A 17,596-nucleotide genomic window follows, 5' to 3' on the forward strand; every position below is an offset into this window, starting at 1 on the left:
TTGGTAGCGTTACTTTGATAACTAACTTGATAGCTACTTTGATAGTACAAATACTAGTTACCTTGATAGCGATTACGCTATTTACTTTGGTAGCTGCTTTGGTAGCAACCTTGATAAAGCATATGGTGTACAGCTTGGACAATTTCTTATTTTTTTGCCTTAGTTTAAAAAAGTAAGAAATAGGTCAAGATATTGATGAGGTGATAAACGTGTTCGGATTAGGAAAAAAACGTACAAAATTTGGTAGCTATCTTGATCGGAATGGAATAGCACAAATTGAATTAGAAAGAACATCTAAACTAAGTACAGCCACTATTTCTAAAGTGTGTAACGATAAAAAATATAGACCGAAGTTTTCAACAATAATTCAGATTGTTAAGGGATTAAAAAAGTTAGGTAAGAATATAAACGAACGAGATTTTTGGGATATGTAAAACAATATTGTAATTTAGTAAAAAAAGGAGCTGTATGGGTATGGAGAGAAAGTCTGTTGAATATTTCATAGAAATAATGAATGAACGCATTCAATTCTTAACAGATAGCATTAATGATTTTGAAAATGAAATAAAAGCTGCTGATGGATATGCAAAAGGTCATTTTAAAGGATATAATGCAGCTCGCCGAAGCGAAATTGAATTTATCCAACGACGAATAGAGTTTTTAAATAAGGAATTAGAGGGGAAAAACAACGCAGAAAAAGCAGTTTAAAATGAACGTATGCTTGTGTGTAATGAACATAAATTATACGAATTAAGGAATATAAATTAAAAAAAGCCGCCCAACAGGACGGCTCTTATTTTTGTTAATCAAACTATTCTTTTGTATAGAAGTATTTAAGACCTCTAGCATCTAACCATGCTGTCGCTCGATCTAGTTCATTACCTTGGCGGTAATTTGTCTCAAATCTAACTAGGCCTTGCTTGTCTCCGCCAGAAATAATACGAGATTCATATCCTAAAGAATCCATCATCCCTAACATTTCTGGTACTAACGCTGTCCCAAACTCATAAGTTACAACTTTATTAAATTTATTCACTATAATCTCCACCTTTCCTGCCTCTTGTGTTTTATTTGATTTCTTAATACTAGATGCTCTACTTGCACATTGATTTTTAAACCACTGAACACGTCCTTCATCTAACATTCGATGTGGACAGTACTTCCCATTTCTCTCTTGATGAGTCTTAACTTTACTAATTGGTATATCAAACTGAATCATTAATTGAGCAATAACTTCAACTGCGTTCAATTCAGCTTTACGATATCTTTCTCCACCGGACATAGAATAGCAAATTTCAACCCCAATACTATTACGATTCCCTCTTCCATTAGCACCATCACCAGCATGCCATGCGTTTCTGTTAAAAGGAATTAACTGAATAGCTTCTTTGTCATCCACAGCGATATGAAAAGATGTTCCGGTACTATTATTAGCAACGTTATTTCGCTCATTTATAGCTGAAGCATCGTTATACGTATTGTGAAATGTAATCTCGGTTGGATTCATTTCATACGGGCATAGGGCATCGTATCGACTTTGCGGTACTAACATTTGTTTAATCTCCATTACTGAACATCTCCTCTTAGTGTAAGTTGTTTTTTTCTAATACATCTTTTTGTTGCAATCCTTTATTGCTTAAGTAGTTGTTTTTCCAAGCCATATACAAAGTGAATGCTCCTGTAATCACGGCTACTAAATTGTTTGTATTTTTGTCATCAATCGTTTGGTATCCAACAAGATTCAAGACACTATTAATCACAGCGATTACTAATACGACATATCGACTAATTGAAGCTGTATCAAGATTTTTCATACTCCCACCTCCCTTCAATAAAAAAAGTGACCGTATATACGATCACTTCCCTGCGAATTTAAAAAGTAGTGCAATTGCTCCAGCTATAAGCGAACCAATAACTGTTGTTCCCATCCAAAATACAAGTCTATCTAATCGATCTACACGTAAATGAGCGCTTCTTGCTGACTGCTGCGCTTCAATTGCGAGTTCTCTCACATTACCAAGACCATCAATTTTCGTTTCTACCCTTGTTAATCCAATAATTACTTTTGTGAAATCATCATGATTTTCATGTTCTGGCAATCTTCTCATCTCCTTTTTAGGCAATAAAAAAGACCAGCTTATGGCTGCTCTGGTTTCTCGCTTATTAATTTTTGAACTAAATCAGTTAATGTGACAACATTGTTTGCTAGGGTCGTAACCTGCTCTTGTAGTTGTTTATTCTCACTTTTAACAGTAGTTAACTCTTCGTTAAATTGATGATACTGCTGTTGGAAAGCTGCAATAAAGATTGAAACAGTATTATATAAGTTAACGGCTCGTTTCTCTTTATCTGTAAATATATCGTCCGTATCATCTGCAATCATACCGAAATACGTTTCGATTTCTTTTGTTGTATATGGTTCTGTTTGTTCTTCCGGCTTGTTCACACGCATTTGATACAGATCATACATATCGTCCTTGAAGTTGTACTGTTTGATAGTTAAATTCATGATTTTATCAAGAGCCGAGAAAGGAATATCTTTTATATTTTCTTTCATATTCCTAGCTGATGTAGGATTAAATGCTTTCGCCCACATTTGACCATTAGCATTTATATTTTCTTGCGCTCGTAGTGTTCTTAATTCTATATCTTTCCATCCTTGACCCATCATATCTTTAATCTGTAATCCGTTGTTATAACCTTGTACAAAACTTGATCTTATCATTGCATTACCCATGATTAAATCATGATCGGTGGCGCCGTTTATGAAATGTATTTTATAGTCACTGCCTTTTCTTTTGAAAGTAAACTGTCCCTTGTTATTGTTAAAAATATGCGGTTCAGTTGTAGTTACAGAGAAGTAACCATATCCTGGAGCCCATCCTTCAGATTCAAAAATAATATCATTCAAGTTTTGAAAACGAAATTGTCCATCTGAATATACGCTCAGATGTCCACCGTCATTCTGCATTTGAATATAATTTGACCAAATATTAGTTCCTTCTGCATTTTCTCCTTTAGAAACCCCAAATTTTGCATACGCTTTAGAAGGTTGATCGACTCCATTAATTCGCGGCATGACTTGATAAATATAAAACGATCCTGTACCCCTGTATTTAATATTGTCAGAACCAAGGACGAGTGAAGGTTGAATACTTCCATCATTTGTTTCCATAAATCCTATATAGCCACGTGGCTTATCTGCATCGAAAATCTTCATGTCTTGCTTATTTATTTCAACAAATCTGCTTCCGCTTGTTTTAAGTGTTACTCCTTCTAAAACTTGTCCTTTAATATGGCTCGCTGTAATAAAACCTTTTAAGTTAATTCTGTTCGCATTCAAAGTAATGTTTTCTTTACTCATATTGAATGCTGCGATTACATCATTTTCTTTTACAGATATACTAACGCCTTTTTCAGTTAGCTGAAGACGGGTTTCCATATCTCTTACATAAGAATCTTTTGCAAATTTTCCATTTGCTTGCTCTATTGTATATACTTCTGTCTTTTTTGCTGCTGCATTGATACCCTGTTCATTAATAGTGAAACGGTTGTCAATCATGGTCATTTTCTGGTTAAATTGCTCAGTTGCAAGTTTGTTAGCTAATTCACCCAACAAGTCTTGTTTATTTTTATCAACTGTTTGCTTTAACTCGGGTATCTTAAATCCAGCAACATAATCTTCTACTTGTTTAAGCTCAACTTTTGCACCGATTACTGTTGCCTGTTGTTCGAGTTTTGAATTTGCTTCAGTAAGCTTTTTCCCTTGATCTGATACTACATTATTTAAATTGCTCACCGAGGAAGATAATCCAGTTGCTGTTTGCTCTACTGTAGTCATACGCTTTTCGAATCCGGCTTGGCTATCCTGCACCTTAGTTACAGTCGTTTTTACGCCATCCACACTTTTTTCGATTTCGGTTGTTTTCTTGGTGAATTTGCCATTTGTTATTAAGTCTTCTGGCGCTGGCCTCCAAGTGTAAACCTTATCTCCTACAGTTAATTGATGTTGACTTTGTTGATACCAGTTCGAGCCACCTGCGTTAACTTCTATCTCAGTACGGAAAAAGCTCTCCACTACACTCCCACTAGTTTCCATCATATCAGCCGTAACTGTAAAGCTTACCCCTACTCGTTTCCATTCATTAGTTACAGCTGGGAAGCGAAGACCTGTTGCAGGAGGTCTAAAGAAGAATATATGCTCACGGGATTCCCCGTTAGGAAGTCCCTTCATGCGAGCATAAAGTGAATAATTTACTTTGTCCCCTACTTTGATAACGCCTCTGTTAACTAAATCTCTAAAGTTGTAACCTATACCTGACCACGAAGACTGAACCTCAAAGACTGCATTACCGTTGTAAAAATCTGCAGAAATCCTAGCTCCTGATCCTTTCAAGTACCATCTAGGACTTTTAGAAGCATCGTATAGAGCTCCTTCGTAAGTGCCTGAGTCAACTAGTAAATTGGTTACATCATCATTGATGTTGTTTACTTTCGTTTCTACACTTGTTAACTTCTCACTGATTTTCCCTGCTTCTTCTTTAATTTCAGTTGTTGTTTTCTTAAGCTCACTTGTTGTTTGCTGCACATCAGAAATTGTCTTCTTTGTACCTTCTACAGTTTGTTCGACTGTATTTAATTTATTGCTGATATCATTATCTTTTTTTGTTAACGATTCAATAGAAGTTTTAAATCCATTAGAATCCTGTTCGAACTTAGTTACTTTCTTATCAATTTCACCTTGTTTATTTTCGATATTAGAAATTGTGCGGTTGACACCTTGTAAACCTTCCTGCACTTCGTTGAATTGTCCTGTCGCTTGATTTTGTGCTTCTTGAACCTTCTTGTTTAATTCTGTTTTTGTTGATTCAATATCTTGATTTACCTTCTCTATTGTTTCTTTCTTGATAGTTTCTGGATCAGGAACAACTGATTCCCAAGCTGTACCTGTCCATATTTTTAAAATGCCGGGCTTTCCGTTACTAATATCACGCCAAAGTGTCTTATAAGGTTTAAGCCCTGTTGTCGGTGGATTCTTAGCTTCAATTATTTCTACCGTGTTATTTTTAAGATTCTCTTGCACCTTTTCAGCCAATGTTTTCGCTGCTTCGGATTCTTTCTTAGCATTACTAGCTGTTTCATTTGCATCTTTCACTAATTTATCTAACTGATCTATCAGTTCTTGCTTACTTCCTAGTGAACTAAGAATACGATTATAAATCTTTCGTAATTCTTCGTTTGGATCAGTAATTTCGCGATAATCACCAAACACATATTTATCTTGTGTAGGATCCGTAAAAGATTCATCACCAGCAATTACACGTGCTTCAAGGTATAACTTAGGTGTGAATCCTGTATCTTTGATTCGGATCGTATCGCCTTCGTTAATTAGTTCATGTGCTAGTCCGAAAATACGTCCAATCGATTGTGCTTCTACTTCATAAGAAACTGAAGTATTGACACGCTTCTTTAATTCCGTCTTCATCAAAGTCAGTAATCGTTGTGGTGTCATATTTTGGTCTTCTGTTTCTGGAGTGTAGAAACCAAATTTATGTTTACCATGCGCATTCCAGCGTTGAAAAGCATCACTATCTGTAATATAAAGAATTCCGTTATTGATGCTCTCAACCGTGATAAGTTTGTCACCTTCACCTCGTACAAAACCGACAAGTGCTGTGCAAATATCCCTGGAATGTTCAATACGCCTAACGCCTACTAAGTCTTTTCCCAGGGTTACTTCCTTCCCTGTTTCTCTCCCTCGTTTCTTTATCATATCAACATACCAACCAGTAATTTGAGAACCGGATACTTCAACGCGATATTGGATTTCTAACTCAAACAAAGCCGCGGTTTTCTTTAAAAAAGTGAGGGGATCGATGAATTCATCAATCGTCATCGTGTGGAATGAAGAATAATCCGTTATTCCACGTTTCCATTTTGAATCGGCAAGAGCGATATCAATAAACGTATTAACTGTTTCGCTCTCTATACGTTGAGGTTTAATAATCCCATCTTTGGCTATTTGAACCCAGGCACCAGAAGCATGTACAGTGAGCGATCTATCATCAGAGTCTTTTTCTACTTCATTATTGATAACATATGGAACAATGCGACCATCACGCACTTCCTTTAAAACTAAGTTCTGCTGCTGTAATGTAACTGCATGTGGAGTGCCGTCAAAAGTTTTGAATTCTAACATATCAATGTTACTTTTTATCTCCCAATGACGGTTATCAGCCCAGTAGTCCTTTGATTGAATAGCTGATATAATCTGATCTGTTTTGAAATCAACAACATGAAGTATTCCGCTTGGTGTTCTCATCTGAATCGCTCCCTATATTTGACCCTTGCTGTTCCGATATCAGAAGGCATGATTTCAAGTTTATTAGTGCCTCTATTGATAACAGGGAAATTACTGAAAATGTCCTTAATGTTAATCGCATTCTTCCCTTCAATTGTTACATGACTGTTTTCTGTGTCGATCACGACTTTATCACCAACATCTACTATATAAGGCGGTGTATTTTTCGTATTTAAATTCACTTTCCAAAACTTCAAATCACTAACTGACATTGCTTCTACTGGTGGCACGTCTTGAAACTGCATGATGCTAATCTGAATTTGTGCTGCTTTTTCCATATGATAGTTTTTTTCATCCGTCCAACGTGCAAATCGTTCTGAATCATCTTTTTCTGTACCTGGAAGGAATTTTGAAATATACGCTTCCCAAACATTTCCTGTCCTAGCTATCCACAATCGACCAAAATACTGATTCCATGTATTCGGATAATCGCCACTCTCATAAATTAAACCTATTTTCCCTGGCTTATTGTCATATCCAATTACCATTGTCCCGAAATTTTGTTCAGCTTGCCAAAAGAGATCGTTCATAGCAATTTTTGAAAGTACCTTGCTATTTTCATCCAGTATCGCTATCTCAACTCGTCCCATTTCATTAATTTTTTTACTCTTACATGTAACGTAGGCTTGCATAATAAAGTCTTGTACTGGACCGCCAGGGATACTCTTTTTAACGGTTGCGCCGTGCCAGCCTTTACCCGCAGTACCAAAATCAGAACAATAGAATTGGTATTTATCTGATTTCATTTCACCAACCGGTTCCCCATCTTCCATTGAGCTGACTTTACTCCATCCGACCGTAGTAGCCATTTCATCCCATAATATACGTTGATTCCTTTCTACAGGCTTTTCCACAGTTTTTAGTGGCATACCGATACGAAAATAATCTCGATCACTTAAAGATACCCCGCCGAACCATACGTCTAGAAAAGTATTTGGTTTCGTAATATCAATCTCAATGATAGGGGTAGAATGAACAGTTCCTTTATTTTGGACATTAGCAACTAACCCACTAACATCTTTTTTAAAGTCAACCGTTTGCTCTTTTCCTAACTTATATGGCATTGGACAAATGAAAGTTAAAGTACCTTCACCTAGATCAACTAACTGGTCTAAATCTAAAGTTTCATCTACGACAGCTAAAAACGTACGATCTTTTTCATCATCAAAAATAAGCTCGCACGGTTGATCCGTAACGAGCCAATCTGCTATTTCTTCTTTTAGTTTTTCAGCTTCTTCAGCTGAATCATATAATAGTGCAATAGGAACTAAAATCTTTCTCATTTTAGTTTGTGTGCGTAGTAACCTACCTCCTGGATAATGCGAGACTTCAAGAAACATATGATCCAAAGGAGCCCATGCAGGGCGCTTTTTACCCTGCAATGGAATTACATTTGGATTCCTTTTCCCGTTAAAACTAAAGAAGCTAATTCCCGCCATATCATCACCTACCTAAAATACTTTGAGTCTTTCTTTCTCGCGTTCTTGAAATTCATTGACATCTGAGTAAATTTCCTTCGCTATTTCTCTTCCGTTTAAATTAATTTGTAAAACAGTTGGACCTTGTGATACATATTTGGCCCCTTGCTGTTGATTTAATGGTAATGAACCCATAATTCCATTCGCAATCGCGTCAAACGTTTGCTTACGTAAAGGTAAAACCGTTTCATCGTATCCTCTTGCGTCACCACAATTGTTATGTTAAGGCTCTTTATCCTTAACTCTCCGGTTTTCACTGGAGTATCGGACTATATCATCACCCATTCATCGGGTGTCGTGCGCTCTTGGATATTTCGCCATACTTTTAGCTTAGGCTACTTTACCTAGTCTCTACACCTTCCTGTCGTTTCCGTACAGGCTTGGCTCGGGATTGCCATATTTTATCAACAAAAAAAGCACTCATAATAGAGTGCTTACCTTCAATTCAAGTATTGGTTTTAATATATCTTGCTCTAGGTAAGAAATTCTAATCAATGGGATATTGTTTCGTTTGCAATATGCATTTTTTATTGCATCCCTTTTCTTAGAATCTCGAAATTTAGTATTTCTTGTATCTTCATCCCTAATATATTGAAAGGGTCTGAAGTGTTGTTCTCCGTCATATTCAATTAAACATTTAACATGTTCATCTGAATCTAAAACAGCGAAATCGAAGGCTAAGCTCCTTTGGTGTTTACAATCAGGGAATTTGTATTCTTTTTCAAATAGAACATCATGTTCAGTTAACCAGCTTTCAATTTCTTTACTAGCTTTGGATGAACGAAAGTCGCTACAATTAGGGCAACGTCTATTTTGGTTTAAAATCTTATCCGGCGCTACATAATATTCATGACCACAATCGTTATGTTTTACAAGAATCTTGTCTCTCGCTGTTGTGTATTGACCAAGTACAGAATACTCGTCTTTTAATAGCTTGTACATTCTTGTTACAAATTCATTGTGATTAGATTTATTATATGGCCCTTCAGATTTAGGTCTTCTCTTTGCCAATAAAGCTGCTGTTTTCCCTGTGTTCTTATTGGAGCAAAAATTACATCTTCTTTTTCCGCTATTTTTAAAAGAGTCGAATGTGGTAACAAATTCGTTTCCGCACCTACATTTAAGTTTAATAGGTGTTTTACAATTTGTGTATTCGTTGCTAATTAAAGTGCAACCACTGTCGCTTTCGAGATCAATAAAGGCTTTTATCTCGCTATAAGTGAATATCTTATCTTGATTGCATCTTTTGAAACCGCACTTATTACATTTACGTTTCCCTTTCCTAAATTGATTGAAAGTGGTTATAAATTCATCTCCGCAGTCACATTTGAACTTCATTTTTTCGCGATTGCCAACATATTCATCTGAAATCAATGTACAATCACTATTCTCGTTAACGAAAGAAATAGCATCTTCTAAACATCTGACTCTTTTAGACATAACAAATACCCCTCCGACAGAGTTTTTATCCGATTATTTAATTTTTAAATGAGAAAAAAGGTGCCGGAACATTCTTTCAATTGAGGTAGCTAATCCAAATCTATCTCTCTCCTATATTATACCATACTTGAAATTGTTGATAAAACTTAGGTTTCCCCGAATTCACACGATATTTTATGCTGCCGATTTCTCGACAACCGGGCTAGATTTAACCCCAATTAATGTAGGATTACCGGGCTTAATTAAAGCTCCATTCGCAGCCCATTTAACATCGAAAGATGGCAGACCTTCACTAGCCCAATTTACTGGGTTTAATGATCCATTTACACTAATCTTCGGAACAGGAATGTGAACGCCACTGAACATATTTGAAACACCTTTTTTAATTTTATCAATCCATTCCATAACACCTTCCCAAGCATTTTTAAATGGGGTTGCGATTGCATCTTTCACTTTTCCGAACACTTCTTTTATCACTGTAAGGGTGTCTCCTGAACTTTTAAAAATACCTTCGAACATGTCAGAAAATACTTTCTTTACACCTTCCCAAGCTTCTCCAAACAGTCCTTTCATTTTGCTGCCTATTTTGCCAATGATGCCAAGTACCTTTCCAACTCCCCATATTTGAATGAAATTCCAAATGAATTCCCATGCTCCTGATAAAATCTGTTTAATGGCTTCCCATACACCAGTCCAATCACCAGTTAGTAAGGAAGAAAATAATTTAATTGTCCCTAAAATGATATCAAGAGCGCCGTTAATAACACCTTTTATGTTTCCCCAGACATCTTCAATAATGAATAGAACAACAGGCATTACAAATTCTATAATTCCTTTTATAATATCGAATGCATTTTTTACAGCTTGAACAATTTGATCTCCGTTTTCTTTCCAAAATGCCGCGATTTTTTCTATAATTCCGTTCACAAACGACATCACATCTGTTAGCAAAGGTAGTAAGTAAGGAGCTATCGTATTAAATACACCCTTAATAAAATCCCACGTAGCACCAATGATTCCCATAATTACTGGAGCAGCAGCTGAGATTAGAGATTGTACATTTTCTATAAAACTACTTAATTGGGCATGTACATCCTGAACGAACATAATAATATCCGCTTTTTGTTCTGGAGAAAACCCTAACTTATCCAAGAAATTACTAGCGGCTCCCCAATCACCAGATATGAGGGCTTTCATAGTTTCTACACCATATTGCACTGCGGCTGTAGTTTCTTGTATAAACTGAATTGCATTAGCCGAAAAACCTAGTTTAGTAAGGATGTCATACCCTTCAACTAGCGCATTCCTATCTCCAGTTGCAGCAATCCAGAATTGCTCGATAGCAGCTCCCACTTGTTGGATGATTCCAATTGCATCACGAAGTGGTTCGAATACTTTATTCATCGCTTCTTGACGTTGACGAGTTTGCTCAATACCCTGTTGGAGTTTCTGGTATTCAACTTCAGATTGGTCGAGGATTTTATTGGCTTCTTCTTGAGTCATGGTCCCTTCCTCGACCTTCATTTTTAACTCTTCTTTTTTCTGAGCTAACATACCATCGGCATTCATCATATCTTCAGCGTGCTTCTTAGATAAAGCAAGTTTTTCATTATACTCTTCTTGCGTTATCTTCCCTTTTTTGAGATTCATATCAAGAATGGCTTTAGATTGAGCTAACTGCTGATCAGTTTGTTGCATTAGCTTAGCTGCTTCAACAGCTCTACCAGATGGATCAAGCCAGTCAGTAAGAGATTTAACAGCACTATTTGTTCCGTTTGTCATTGCAACAAGTGCTGGTTCAACATGTGAGAAAACAACAAGCCCTAAATTTTCTAATTGTGATTTAACGCCATCAACTGCACCTGATAAGTTATTTGCCATTGTTTCAGCCATAACCTTTGCAGAGCCTTCAGCAGTTTCGAGGGTATTTACCATATCATCAAAGGCAGGTTTACCACCTTTAATAACTTGGATCCATCCTGCATACGCTTCTTCACCGAAGATTGCTTTTGCAGCAGCGATTTGTTGAGCGTCGGTTAACTTCCCAAACCCATCGTGTAATTGACCAATAATCTCATTCATTGGTTTTAAATTACCTTGTGAATCCTTTACAGTTACATTTAATGCTGATAACGATTTAGCAGCTTCTTTCGGCGGGGCAGCTAAACGAGATAATCCGGCACGTAATGCAGTACCAGCCATAGAAGCTTTGATACCGTTATTTGCAAATATCTGAGCAATTGCAGCTGTTTGTTCGATGTTTAAACCGAATGTAGCAGCTACAGGAGCTGCGTATTTCATGGTCTCGCCGAGTTGTTCAACATTTAAGTTGGCAGTCGCTTGGGCTAACGCGAATACATCGGCCGCTCTTCCTGCTTCAGAAGCCTTCATTCCGAATGGTGTCATTGTATCTGTTACGATATCAGAAGCCTTTGCAAGGTCTAATGCACCAGCAGTTGCTAAATCAAGTAGTGGTTTACTAGCTGCAATCATTTGGTTAGAATCCCAACCTGCGAGAGCCATATATTCATAGGCCTCGGCTACGTTGGTAGCAGACCATCTGGTATCAGCACCAAGTTTACGAGCGTTAGCTCCAAGCTCAGCCATTTGTAGTCCGTTCGAACGCGAAAGAGCTTCTACCTTTGACATTTGTTTCGTGTACTCAGAACCAACATGAACTACACCAGCAACTGCGGCACCAACACCGACAGCGATGCCGACTAATCCGCCCATAGCTATAGCAGCTCCACCAACAGAAGAACCTAAACCAGCTGCCGCAGCACCAACTTGACCAAATCCACGACTTAATATACCTGTGGTCCTTTGCCCGCTTCTTTCTGCATTAGTCAATCCTCTTTGTAACTGATCATCCTTTAAGAAAATTGACCCAAACATCTTAAATAGTTCCATCTATTCACCCGCCTTTCCGCGGATTTTCGCAACACAAGCAAACACTTCTTCTTTTGTGAGTTTCTGTTTCGGTGTTTGTTCGATTGAATTGCTATATTGATGCACCTGTTCTTGCGTAGGATTTTCACGCTTATGTTTAAATTGAGGAAATGTTTCATCGCAGTACGGTTGTAGCGCGCACCATTCCTCCCATAACATACGATTCATTTCTTTTTTCTTTGCGGTGAGATACAGATTAATAACTATCTCGGCCTCCAAGCCACGTATGTACTCCATGTTTGGATAACGAGAAGCTAACGTATCGATGAAGTCTATTTCATCAAGTTCACCGCATTGGAAAAAAGTTTAACCAATCCAACTCCTGAATCTTTGATTGCAGTAAACAGCTTAACTAACTCTTCTAGATTTAAAGTTCGTATTGTTTCCCAATCTGGAGATGTTTTTTTACCCTTTTCATCTTCATGAACTAAAAGTCCAGCTACAAATTCAAAAAATTCCTGTTCCGCTTCTTCTAATCCGAAAATAAACTTCATGATAATGTCGTAACCAAAAGCCTCTTGTGCAGCTAATACATCAGCTTGTGTTGCCCCTTCTTTATTTCGTACGCCCATCATTAAATCTTTAAGTAAGTTAATATCAACCTTAAATTTCGATTTCTTCAAAATACGAACTACAGAAAATAAATCTCCGCCATGAATTTGTCTCACTTTGTATTCTTTTTCTTGAATTGCAATAGTCACATTTATTCCTCCTTAAAATAAAAAGAGCAGGGATTGTCCCCACTCTTTAACCTGCTGGTATTAATTTTGCTACTTCTGTTGCTGTTAAAATACGTTTTTTCCATGGTACTTTTCGAATGTTTTCTGGATCACGGTGTCCTGTGAATGTTACTTCTGGAACAACTTCACTTTCGTTTTCAAATCCTAGTTCTAATGAACCGTCAGATAATGCGTTATATACGATAATTTCAACGATATCGCCACCTAAAGTTTCGCCAACCCATGCTACATTTTTAAGATAGCTTTCTTTCGTAAGACGTTCCGTTGCTTCAATTACATCGTATTTGATAGTTTTTCCGTCTTTCGTAACGGTTTCTTCGAAAACTTTTAATCCAGCAATAAAGTTTTTAATTTTATCTTTATCAAGGAATTCAAGTGTTTTAAAGCTGATTTGAGTTTTTGACTTAGTAATACGTTTCATCCCCATAGTGTCACCTGGAGAACCATCATATTCAATTTCTTTAAACTCTGGTTCATACTTAAACGAACCACCACCTTGTGTGGCACCTACTGGTAATTCATCTTTTTCCCCGTAATTAAAGAAGAATGCCCCCCAGTCTCCGAAGAGAACATTTTCTGGTTTTGGTTGTGGAGCTGCCATATAATCAACCCTTTCTATTGTTTAAAATAAGTTCTTAAAATGAACCGCACTTCTTTGCGTATGATATTTGGGTCTGAATCAGGTACTTTCTGACTCGAAAGATAAGAAATAGCAGCACCAAATTCAGCGCTGCTTAATCTTTTTCTATGAAGATTGCTTTCTAGTTTCGTAATCAGTTCATCTATTTGGGCAAGATGAGCAGCAGTACCGTAAATATCAATTGTAAGCATGATATTTTTTCTTCCCCATGGTTCTTTATCATCATTAACCGTGTACACCAAATAAGGCATTACAGCGGTTGTTTTAGCGATTTCATAATACGTTTCTTTATGAATCTGTTTTAATTCACTGTGTAATATATTTATAAAGTCATTCATGCTATCTACCTCATTAACGACGAATAGGTTCGCGTGCCAACTTGTGTAATTTGCGGTTTATTGCTCTCTGCTGCTGGTCTAAGAAAAGGCTGTGCATGTTGCCCTTGAGTTTTAACCATCTTCCCTGTTTTAGGGTTACGGTACATCCAAGGAGTTTTACGCCCATCACCGTATACAGCATAAATTCCTGTTCCTTTCTCAACATAAATTCCATGATCAGCAGAAGTACCGATAACAACTTTTTCTTGCTCTGCTTTAGAACTAATGCTTCTTCTTAAATTGCCAGTGTCTACAGCAGCAAGTAATTTAGCTTTAGAAGATACAAACTGACCAATAGCAGTATGAGCTGCTTTCTTTGCAGCCAAATGTCTCGCCATAACAGCGGCTCTATTGGATTGGAATTTCACGCTCATATGGCAACATCTCCAATTCTATTTGAAAGAATCTACCCGCATTCATTGGATCGCCCGGATAAGTAACGCTGTATACCTTCTTATCGATAACTAATCTATCTTGAATAGTTACGTCGAAAAGCATGCAGTAAAAGAAATGTGTGCTTTTCTCTTCTACTTTCTTATTGCGAGCATCCTTTGTCCCTTGGATTGTATCCAATACACCTTTAATAGTATTAATTTCTTTCCATTCTTCTGTTGGATATGGTCCATCATCAAAACCAGCGTTGCGAAGTACTGTAGCATCTTTTCCAAACTTGCGAATCATTGACTGAATCATCGAACACGTAACCTCACTTTCAGCCCCTTCGTGATGCTTGCTGGATAATCTCCCACGTCATCATAAGTAACAGAATAATTACCTAATGATTCGCTTTTCTTCCCTTCTCTCTCCCGCTCCTTATACTGATGAAACACCATTTTAGCGATGATACCAGGATAAGCAGGAGGGAATTCAGGAATAGTTCTATTGGTATACTCAGCAACCATTAACATTGTATCTTCAATGCTTATTAATACGTTTTCATTACTTACATTAGGCACTTGTAGCTTTACACGTTTTAAAATTTCTGCCTTCATATCTTCCATCTAATCACCTACTTACGTAAAAGAAAAAATGGAGAAGGCTTATTAAGCCCCTCCACCTGGTTTTTCCGGAGTAATTGATGTAACTGTAGCTGTAAGTACCGCTATTGACTCTTGACGAAGGATATCCCCACCATAAACCATAAGACCACGAATACCATCTGCAAAGGAATTTTGCAGACGTTGTGCCTCTGTTTCAGTTAACTGTGTCCCGTATCCAATGGCAGACTTATGAAGACCTAAAATTTTATACTTACCACCAGTACCGTGAATTTCTTCTGATACAACGATTTGTGATCCATTAATAATCTGTCCTTCAACAATACCATTTTCTAAAACAACAGGTTGCTTAGTAAAGCGATCATCTTTAGATAATAAACCTAAAACCTGAGAATTGATGATTGTGAATCGTTCAGTTTTAGGAACCTTTTTAATATTTAAAATCGTATTTAAGTCTACAATGTAATCATATGCATTTTTAGGTGATAACTCAATTGGACTAGAGTCACTCCCAATTGTATGAGTTTTATGAGCGCCTTTATAAAGCCCTAATACGAATGTATCAACGGTTTCCTGAAGTACCGCTCCTGCCTCTTGTGTATGTGGGTCGATTAAATCTCCAGCAGCCTGAACTGCATCTACATCATCAACTTTGAAAGCAAAATACTTTTGTTGATCCATATTAATTTCTACTTTAGAAGGGTTGGTATCATCCCATTCGATTGTACCATTATAATCTTTTACATTTACTGCGCCTACACGATTAAAGATAATCTTATTACCTTCGATTTTCGTTGGCGTTGTTGTAATTAAATCTGCAATAGAACGCTTGTGGAAGTTCGCCATCAAGCGCGCTTCCCAAATTGTTGGAATAAAAGTTGATACTGACATATATTAATTCCTCCTTAATGTTTTTCCATAACAAAAAAGATTACTAAATTAGCAATCTTTTTTGTTCGTTTTATATTTTTTTGAATGTACTATTCAGATCACTTAACTTTCCTAGTGCGTACTACTTACCCCAATTGCGCATATCCTTCTGAATTTGTGCCCAGTTCGCATTAATTTCAGCTTGGCTCATTGAATTTACTTGTTCTCTCGTAAATCCCCCTCCAGTTCCGCCACTAACATGGATTTCTCGGCCAGCAGCTTTAAACTTTTCAGCCACTTTTACTTCCAATGCAGTAGAGAATAAATCATTAAACTTTGACACCCTAACTTTTGTATCTTCTACATCTGAACCAATAACAAAATCTACAAATTTAAGATCCAATCCAACCGCTGATAAACCATCTGATGCAACACTCTGCATTTCTTTCTGATGAAGTACTCTTTCTCGCTCTTCTAGTTGTTCCTGAAGTTGCTTCATCTCATATTCAGCTTTCTCTTGGGCAGTCATAGAAGCGGTTTTATAGTTCTCTAATTCCTTTTTTGTTGCATTCAGTTCTTTCGAATATTTAGAGCGAACTCTATCTTCTGCTGATTGTACCATCTTCTCAATAAATGTTTTTGTTGCATCATCTAATTTCGGTTCTTTTTGTTCACCAACTGGCGGTTCTTTTTGCTCTTCAACTAGTGAATCTTTTATATCATCCGCAGGTGATGTTTGTTCATTCTGTAGTGTCTCATCTGCAGGTATTGCAGGATCAGAAAAGAATTGCAGATTTGATAAACGAAACGGTAACCTTGTTAGTTCTCTTTTTTTTAAAAACTGTACTTCCGCTTGCTTTTGTAATTGTTTCATTATTATTCCTCCTCTGAGTTCCTATAATTGCGCCCTATTAAGTTCGTAATCTATAAGCCCTCAAGTGTTTTTTATTATTCAAGAGAGTCTTTCCATTCTTCATAACTAACTGCTGTAATAACCTCATTCTTACCTGTAGTTGGGTTTCTGGCCCTTCTCTCAATAAATGGGCTAACATCCGCTACCTCAGTAATGAAAGTACAGCGGCATCGTACAACTTCTTTAGCAGGTAAATTACTATCATGTGGATATTCGCAACTATAACCACCGACTTTAAATAATCCTTTAAACGGTACTTTTTGATGATCTGCTGCTTGGTGAGTAGGACGCGTACGTTTGTCTAATGTAGAAATCCAAATCTTCTTCATTGATACGCCTTCATCAAAAGCGTGAGAAGCACTGTCATAAGTACCTAAGTTTTGCACCCTAGCACTTTCTGTCCAAGCGACCATTTGGGCTTTCTTCGCATCACTATCAAGTATCGGCTTAATCCGATTTGCCATTGTTGCATATCCTTCGCCTTTTCTAAGACCGATAGATAACTCTCTGCGTATTCGGTTAACTATCTGTACTCGATGTGTACTTAACCTTTGATTGAGTGTCATTTTATCGATTGGCAATTGTACCGCTTGTTTAATGACGTTCGGGTCAAGAAGACCATACGAAAGAACCACGCCGACTTCTTTCTCGATGAGATAACTCGTATAATAAAAAGACTCTCCATACTGATTGGAGAGCGTTTCATTGAGAGTTTTCTTTTTCTCATATGTTATTTCATTAATTACTTGTTGCAGTTCACTTTGCATGCTCTTATATCGATTAAATCGGCGCATTTCTTGCATACTCAACTGCTCATTTAACGCATATTT

At 37.0% G+C, this 17,596-nt stretch carries 19 protein-coding genes and 1 pseudogene; 2 read left to right on the forward strand and 18 right to left on the reverse strand.

Going from position 1 to position 17,596, the window contains the following annotated elements:
• The first annotated feature begins 209 nt into the window (after window positions 1-209).
• Window positions 210-434 (forward strand): helix-turn-helix domain-containing protein, encoded by a 225-nt coding sequence (locus GBN91_RS21355; RefSeq protein ID WP_152122242.1) that lies wholly within the window; start codon window positions 210-212, stop codon window positions 432-434.
• Between the two features lie 40 nt (window positions 435-474).
• A complete protein-coding gene (locus tag GBN91_RS21360; RefSeq protein ID WP_226800180.1) occupies window positions 475-708 on the forward strand; it encodes a hypothetical protein in 234 nt (77 codons plus the stop codon).
• Between the two features lie 103 nt (window positions 709-811).
• On the opposite strand, the gene GBN91_RS21365 is transcribed toward GBN91_RS21360, so the two are convergent.
• The 18 genes and pseudogenes from GBN91_RS21365 to GBN91_RS21450 form a co-directional block, all read right to left on the reverse strand.
• Entirely contained in the window at window positions 812-1,567 is a 756-nt protein-coding gene (locus GBN91_RS21365; protein WP_152122244.1) for an N-acetylmuramoyl-L-alanine amidase, read from the reverse strand.
• 16 nt (window positions 1,568-1,583) lie between these two features.
• Window positions 1,584-1,814, reverse strand: coding sequence for a phage holin (locus GBN91_RS21370; RefSeq protein ID WP_152122246.1), 231 nt, complete (start codon window positions 1,812-1,814; stop codon window positions 1,584-1,586).
• Between the two features lie 42 nt (window positions 1,815-1,856).
• Window positions 1,857-2,108, reverse strand: a complete 252-nt coding sequence (locus GBN91_RS21375; protein ID WP_098391719.1) for a hemolysin XhlA family protein — start codon at window positions 2,106-2,108, stop codon at window positions 1,857-1,859.
• A gap of 29 nt (window positions 2,109-2,137) precedes the next feature.
• Window positions 2,138-6,322 (reverse strand): phage tail spike protein, encoded by a 4,185-nt coding sequence (locus GBN91_RS21380; protein WP_152122248.1) that lies wholly within the window; start codon window positions 6,320-6,322, stop codon window positions 2,138-2,140.
• Window positions 6,319-7,800 carry a distal tail protein Dit gene (locus GBN91_RS21385; RefSeq protein WP_152122250.1) on the reverse strand — a complete coding sequence of 494 codons (1,482 nt, stop codon included), beginning with the start codon at window positions 7,798-7,800 and terminating at the stop codon, window positions 6,319-6,321. Before GBN91_RS21385 ends, GBN91_RS21380 begins: the two co-directional genes overlap by 4 nt.
• Window positions 7,801-7,812: 12 nt before the next feature.
• A pseudogene (locus GBN91_RS21390) lies at window positions 7,813-8,049 on the reverse strand (hypothetical protein); the annotation flags it as partial.
• 210 nt (window positions 8,050-8,259) lie between these two features.
• A complete protein-coding gene (locus tag GBN91_RS21395; RefSeq protein WP_098005715.1) occupies window positions 8,260-9,279 on the reverse strand; it encodes a DUF2726 domain-containing protein in 1,020 nt (339 codons plus the stop codon).
• A gap of 174 nt (window positions 9,280-9,453) precedes the next feature.
• Window positions 9,454-12,189: a phage tail tape measure protein gene (locus GBN91_RS21400; RefSeq protein WP_226800182.1), complete on the reverse strand. Its 2,736-nt coding sequence runs from the start codon at window positions 12,187-12,189 to the stop codon at window positions 9,454-9,456.
• Window positions 12,190-12,396, reverse strand: a complete 207-nt coding sequence (locus GBN91_RS21405) for a hypothetical protein (RefSeq protein ID WP_170952447.1) — start codon at window positions 12,394-12,396, stop codon at window positions 12,190-12,192.
• Window positions 12,397-12,500: 104 nt separating this feature from the next.
• On the reverse strand, window positions 12,501-12,929 hold the full coding sequence (locus GBN91_RS21410) for a hypothetical protein (protein ID WP_152122252.1): 429 nt from the start codon (window positions 12,927-12,929) through the stop codon (window positions 12,501-12,503).
• A 46-nt stretch (window positions 12,930-12,975) separates the two neighbouring features.
• On the reverse strand, window positions 12,976-13,569 hold the full coding sequence (locus GBN91_RS21415) for a hypothetical protein (RefSeq protein ID WP_025967168.1): 594 nt from the start codon (window positions 13,567-13,569) through the stop codon (window positions 12,976-12,978).
• A 14-nt stretch (window positions 13,570-13,583) separates the two neighbouring features.
• On the reverse strand, window positions 13,584-13,946 hold the full coding sequence (locus GBN91_RS21420) for a hypothetical protein (protein ID WP_152122254.1): 363 nt from the start codon (window positions 13,944-13,946) through the stop codon (window positions 13,584-13,586).
• A 5-nt stretch (window positions 13,947-13,951) separates the two neighbouring features.
• Window positions 13,952-14,359: an HK97-gp10 family putative phage morphogenesis protein gene (locus GBN91_RS21425; protein ID WP_152122256.1), complete on the reverse strand. Its 408-nt coding sequence runs from the start codon at window positions 14,357-14,359 to the stop codon at window positions 13,952-13,954.
• Window positions 14,334-14,678, reverse strand: coding sequence for a head-tail adaptor protein (locus tag GBN91_RS21430; RefSeq protein ID WP_152122258.1), 345 nt, complete (start codon window positions 14,676-14,678; stop codon window positions 14,334-14,336). The genes GBN91_RS21425 and GBN91_RS21430 overlap by 26 nt, the downstream gene beginning before the upstream one ends.
• On the reverse strand, window positions 14,675-14,986 hold the full coding sequence (locus GBN91_RS21435) for a head-tail connector protein (RefSeq protein ID WP_152122260.1): 312 nt from the start codon (window positions 14,984-14,986) through the stop codon (window positions 14,675-14,677). Before GBN91_RS21435 ends, GBN91_RS21430 begins: the two co-directional genes overlap by 4 nt.
• Before the next feature lie 42 nt (window positions 14,987-15,028).
• Complete coding sequence (locus GBN91_RS21440; RefSeq protein ID WP_000116908.1) at window positions 15,029-15,874, reverse strand: phage major capsid protein; 846 nt, start codon at window positions 15,872-15,874, stop codon at window positions 15,029-15,031.
• Window positions 15,875-15,995: 121 nt separating this feature from the next.
• A complete protein-coding gene (locus GBN91_RS21445; protein ID WP_152122262.1) occupies window positions 15,996-16,727 on the reverse strand; it encodes a DUF4355 domain-containing protein in 732 nt (243 codons plus the stop codon).
• Between the two features lie 74 nt (window positions 16,728-16,801).
• Complete coding sequence (locus GBN91_RS21450; protein WP_152122319.1) at window positions 16,802-17,569, reverse strand: phage minor head protein; 768 nt, start codon at window positions 17,567-17,569, stop codon at window positions 16,802-16,804.
• Between the last annotated feature and the right edge of the window lie 27 nt (window positions 17,570-17,596).

The sequence above is a fragment of the Bacillus sp. B1-WWTP-T-0.5-Post-4 genome (assembly GCF_009183795.1).
Taxonomy (GTDB): domain Bacteria; phylum Bacillota; class Bacilli; order Bacillales; family Bacillaceae_G; genus Bacillus_A; species Bacillus_A cereus.

Bases quoted from the DNA above. Each gene is read 5' to 3' on its own strand.
- GBN91_RS21360 (WP_226800180.1), top strand. From the start codon at position 475: ATGGAGAGAAAGTCTGTTGAATATTTCATAGAAATAATGAATGAACGC.
- GBN91_RS21365 (WP_152122244.1), bottom strand. From the start codon at position 1,567: ATGGAGATTAAACAAATGTTAGTACCGCAAAGTCGATACGATGCCCTA.
- GBN91_RS21370 (WP_152122246.1), bottom strand. From the start codon at position 1,814: ATGAAAAATCTTGATACAGCTTCAATTAGTCGATATGTCGTATTAGTA.
- GBN91_RS21375 (WP_098391719.1), bottom strand. From the start codon at position 2,108: ATGAGAAGATTGCCAGAACATGAAAATCATGATGATTTCACAAAAGTA.
- GBN91_RS21380 (WP_152122248.1), bottom strand. From the start codon at position 6,322: ATGAGAACACCAAGCGGAATACTTCATGTTGTTGATTTCAAAACAGAT.
- GBN91_RS21385 (WP_152122250.1), bottom strand. From the start codon at position 7,800: ATGGCGGGAATTAGCTTCTTTAGTTTTAACGGGAAAAGGAATCCAAAT.
- GBN91_RS21395 (WP_098005715.1), bottom strand. From the start codon at position 9,279: ATGTCTAAAAGAGTCAGATGTTTAGAAGATGCTATTTCTTTCGTTAAC.
- GBN91_RS21400 (WP_226800182.1), bottom strand. From the start codon at position 12,189: ATGGAACTATTTAAGATGTTTGGGTCAATTTTCTTAAAGGATGATCAG.
- GBN91_RS21405 (WP_170952447.1), bottom strand. From the start codon at position 12,396: ATGAATCGTATGTTATGGGAGGAATGGTGCGCGCTACAACCGTACTGC.
- GBN91_RS21415 (WP_025967168.1), bottom strand. From the start codon at position 13,569: ATGGCAGCTCCACAACCAAAACCAGAAAATGTTCTCTTCGGAGACTGG.
- GBN91_RS21420 (WP_152122254.1), bottom strand. From the start codon at position 13,946: ATGAATGACTTTATAAATATATTACACAGTGAATTAAAACAGATTCAT.
- GBN91_RS21425 (WP_152122256.1), bottom strand. From the start codon at position 14,359: ATGAGCGTGAAATTCCAATCCAATAGAGCCGCTGTTATGGCGAGACAT.
- GBN91_RS21430 (WP_152122258.1), bottom strand. From the start codon at position 14,678: ATGATTCAGTCAATGATTCGCAAGTTTGGAAAAGATGCTACAGTACTT.
- GBN91_RS21435 (WP_152122260.1), bottom strand. From the start codon at position 14,986: ATGGAAGATATGAAGGCAGAAATTTTAAAACGTGTAAAGCTACAAGTG.
- GBN91_RS21440 (WP_000116908.1), bottom strand. From the start codon at position 15,874: ATGTCAGTATCAACTTTTATTCCAACAATTTGGGAAGCGCGCTTGATG.
- GBN91_RS21445 (WP_152122262.1), bottom strand. From the start codon at position 16,727: ATGAAACAATTACAAAAGCAAGCGGAAGTACAGTTTTTAAAAAAAAGA.
- GBN91_RS21450 (WP_152122319.1), bottom strand. From the start codon at position 17,569: ATGCAAGAAATGCGCCGATTTAATCGATATAAGAGCATGCAAAGTGAA.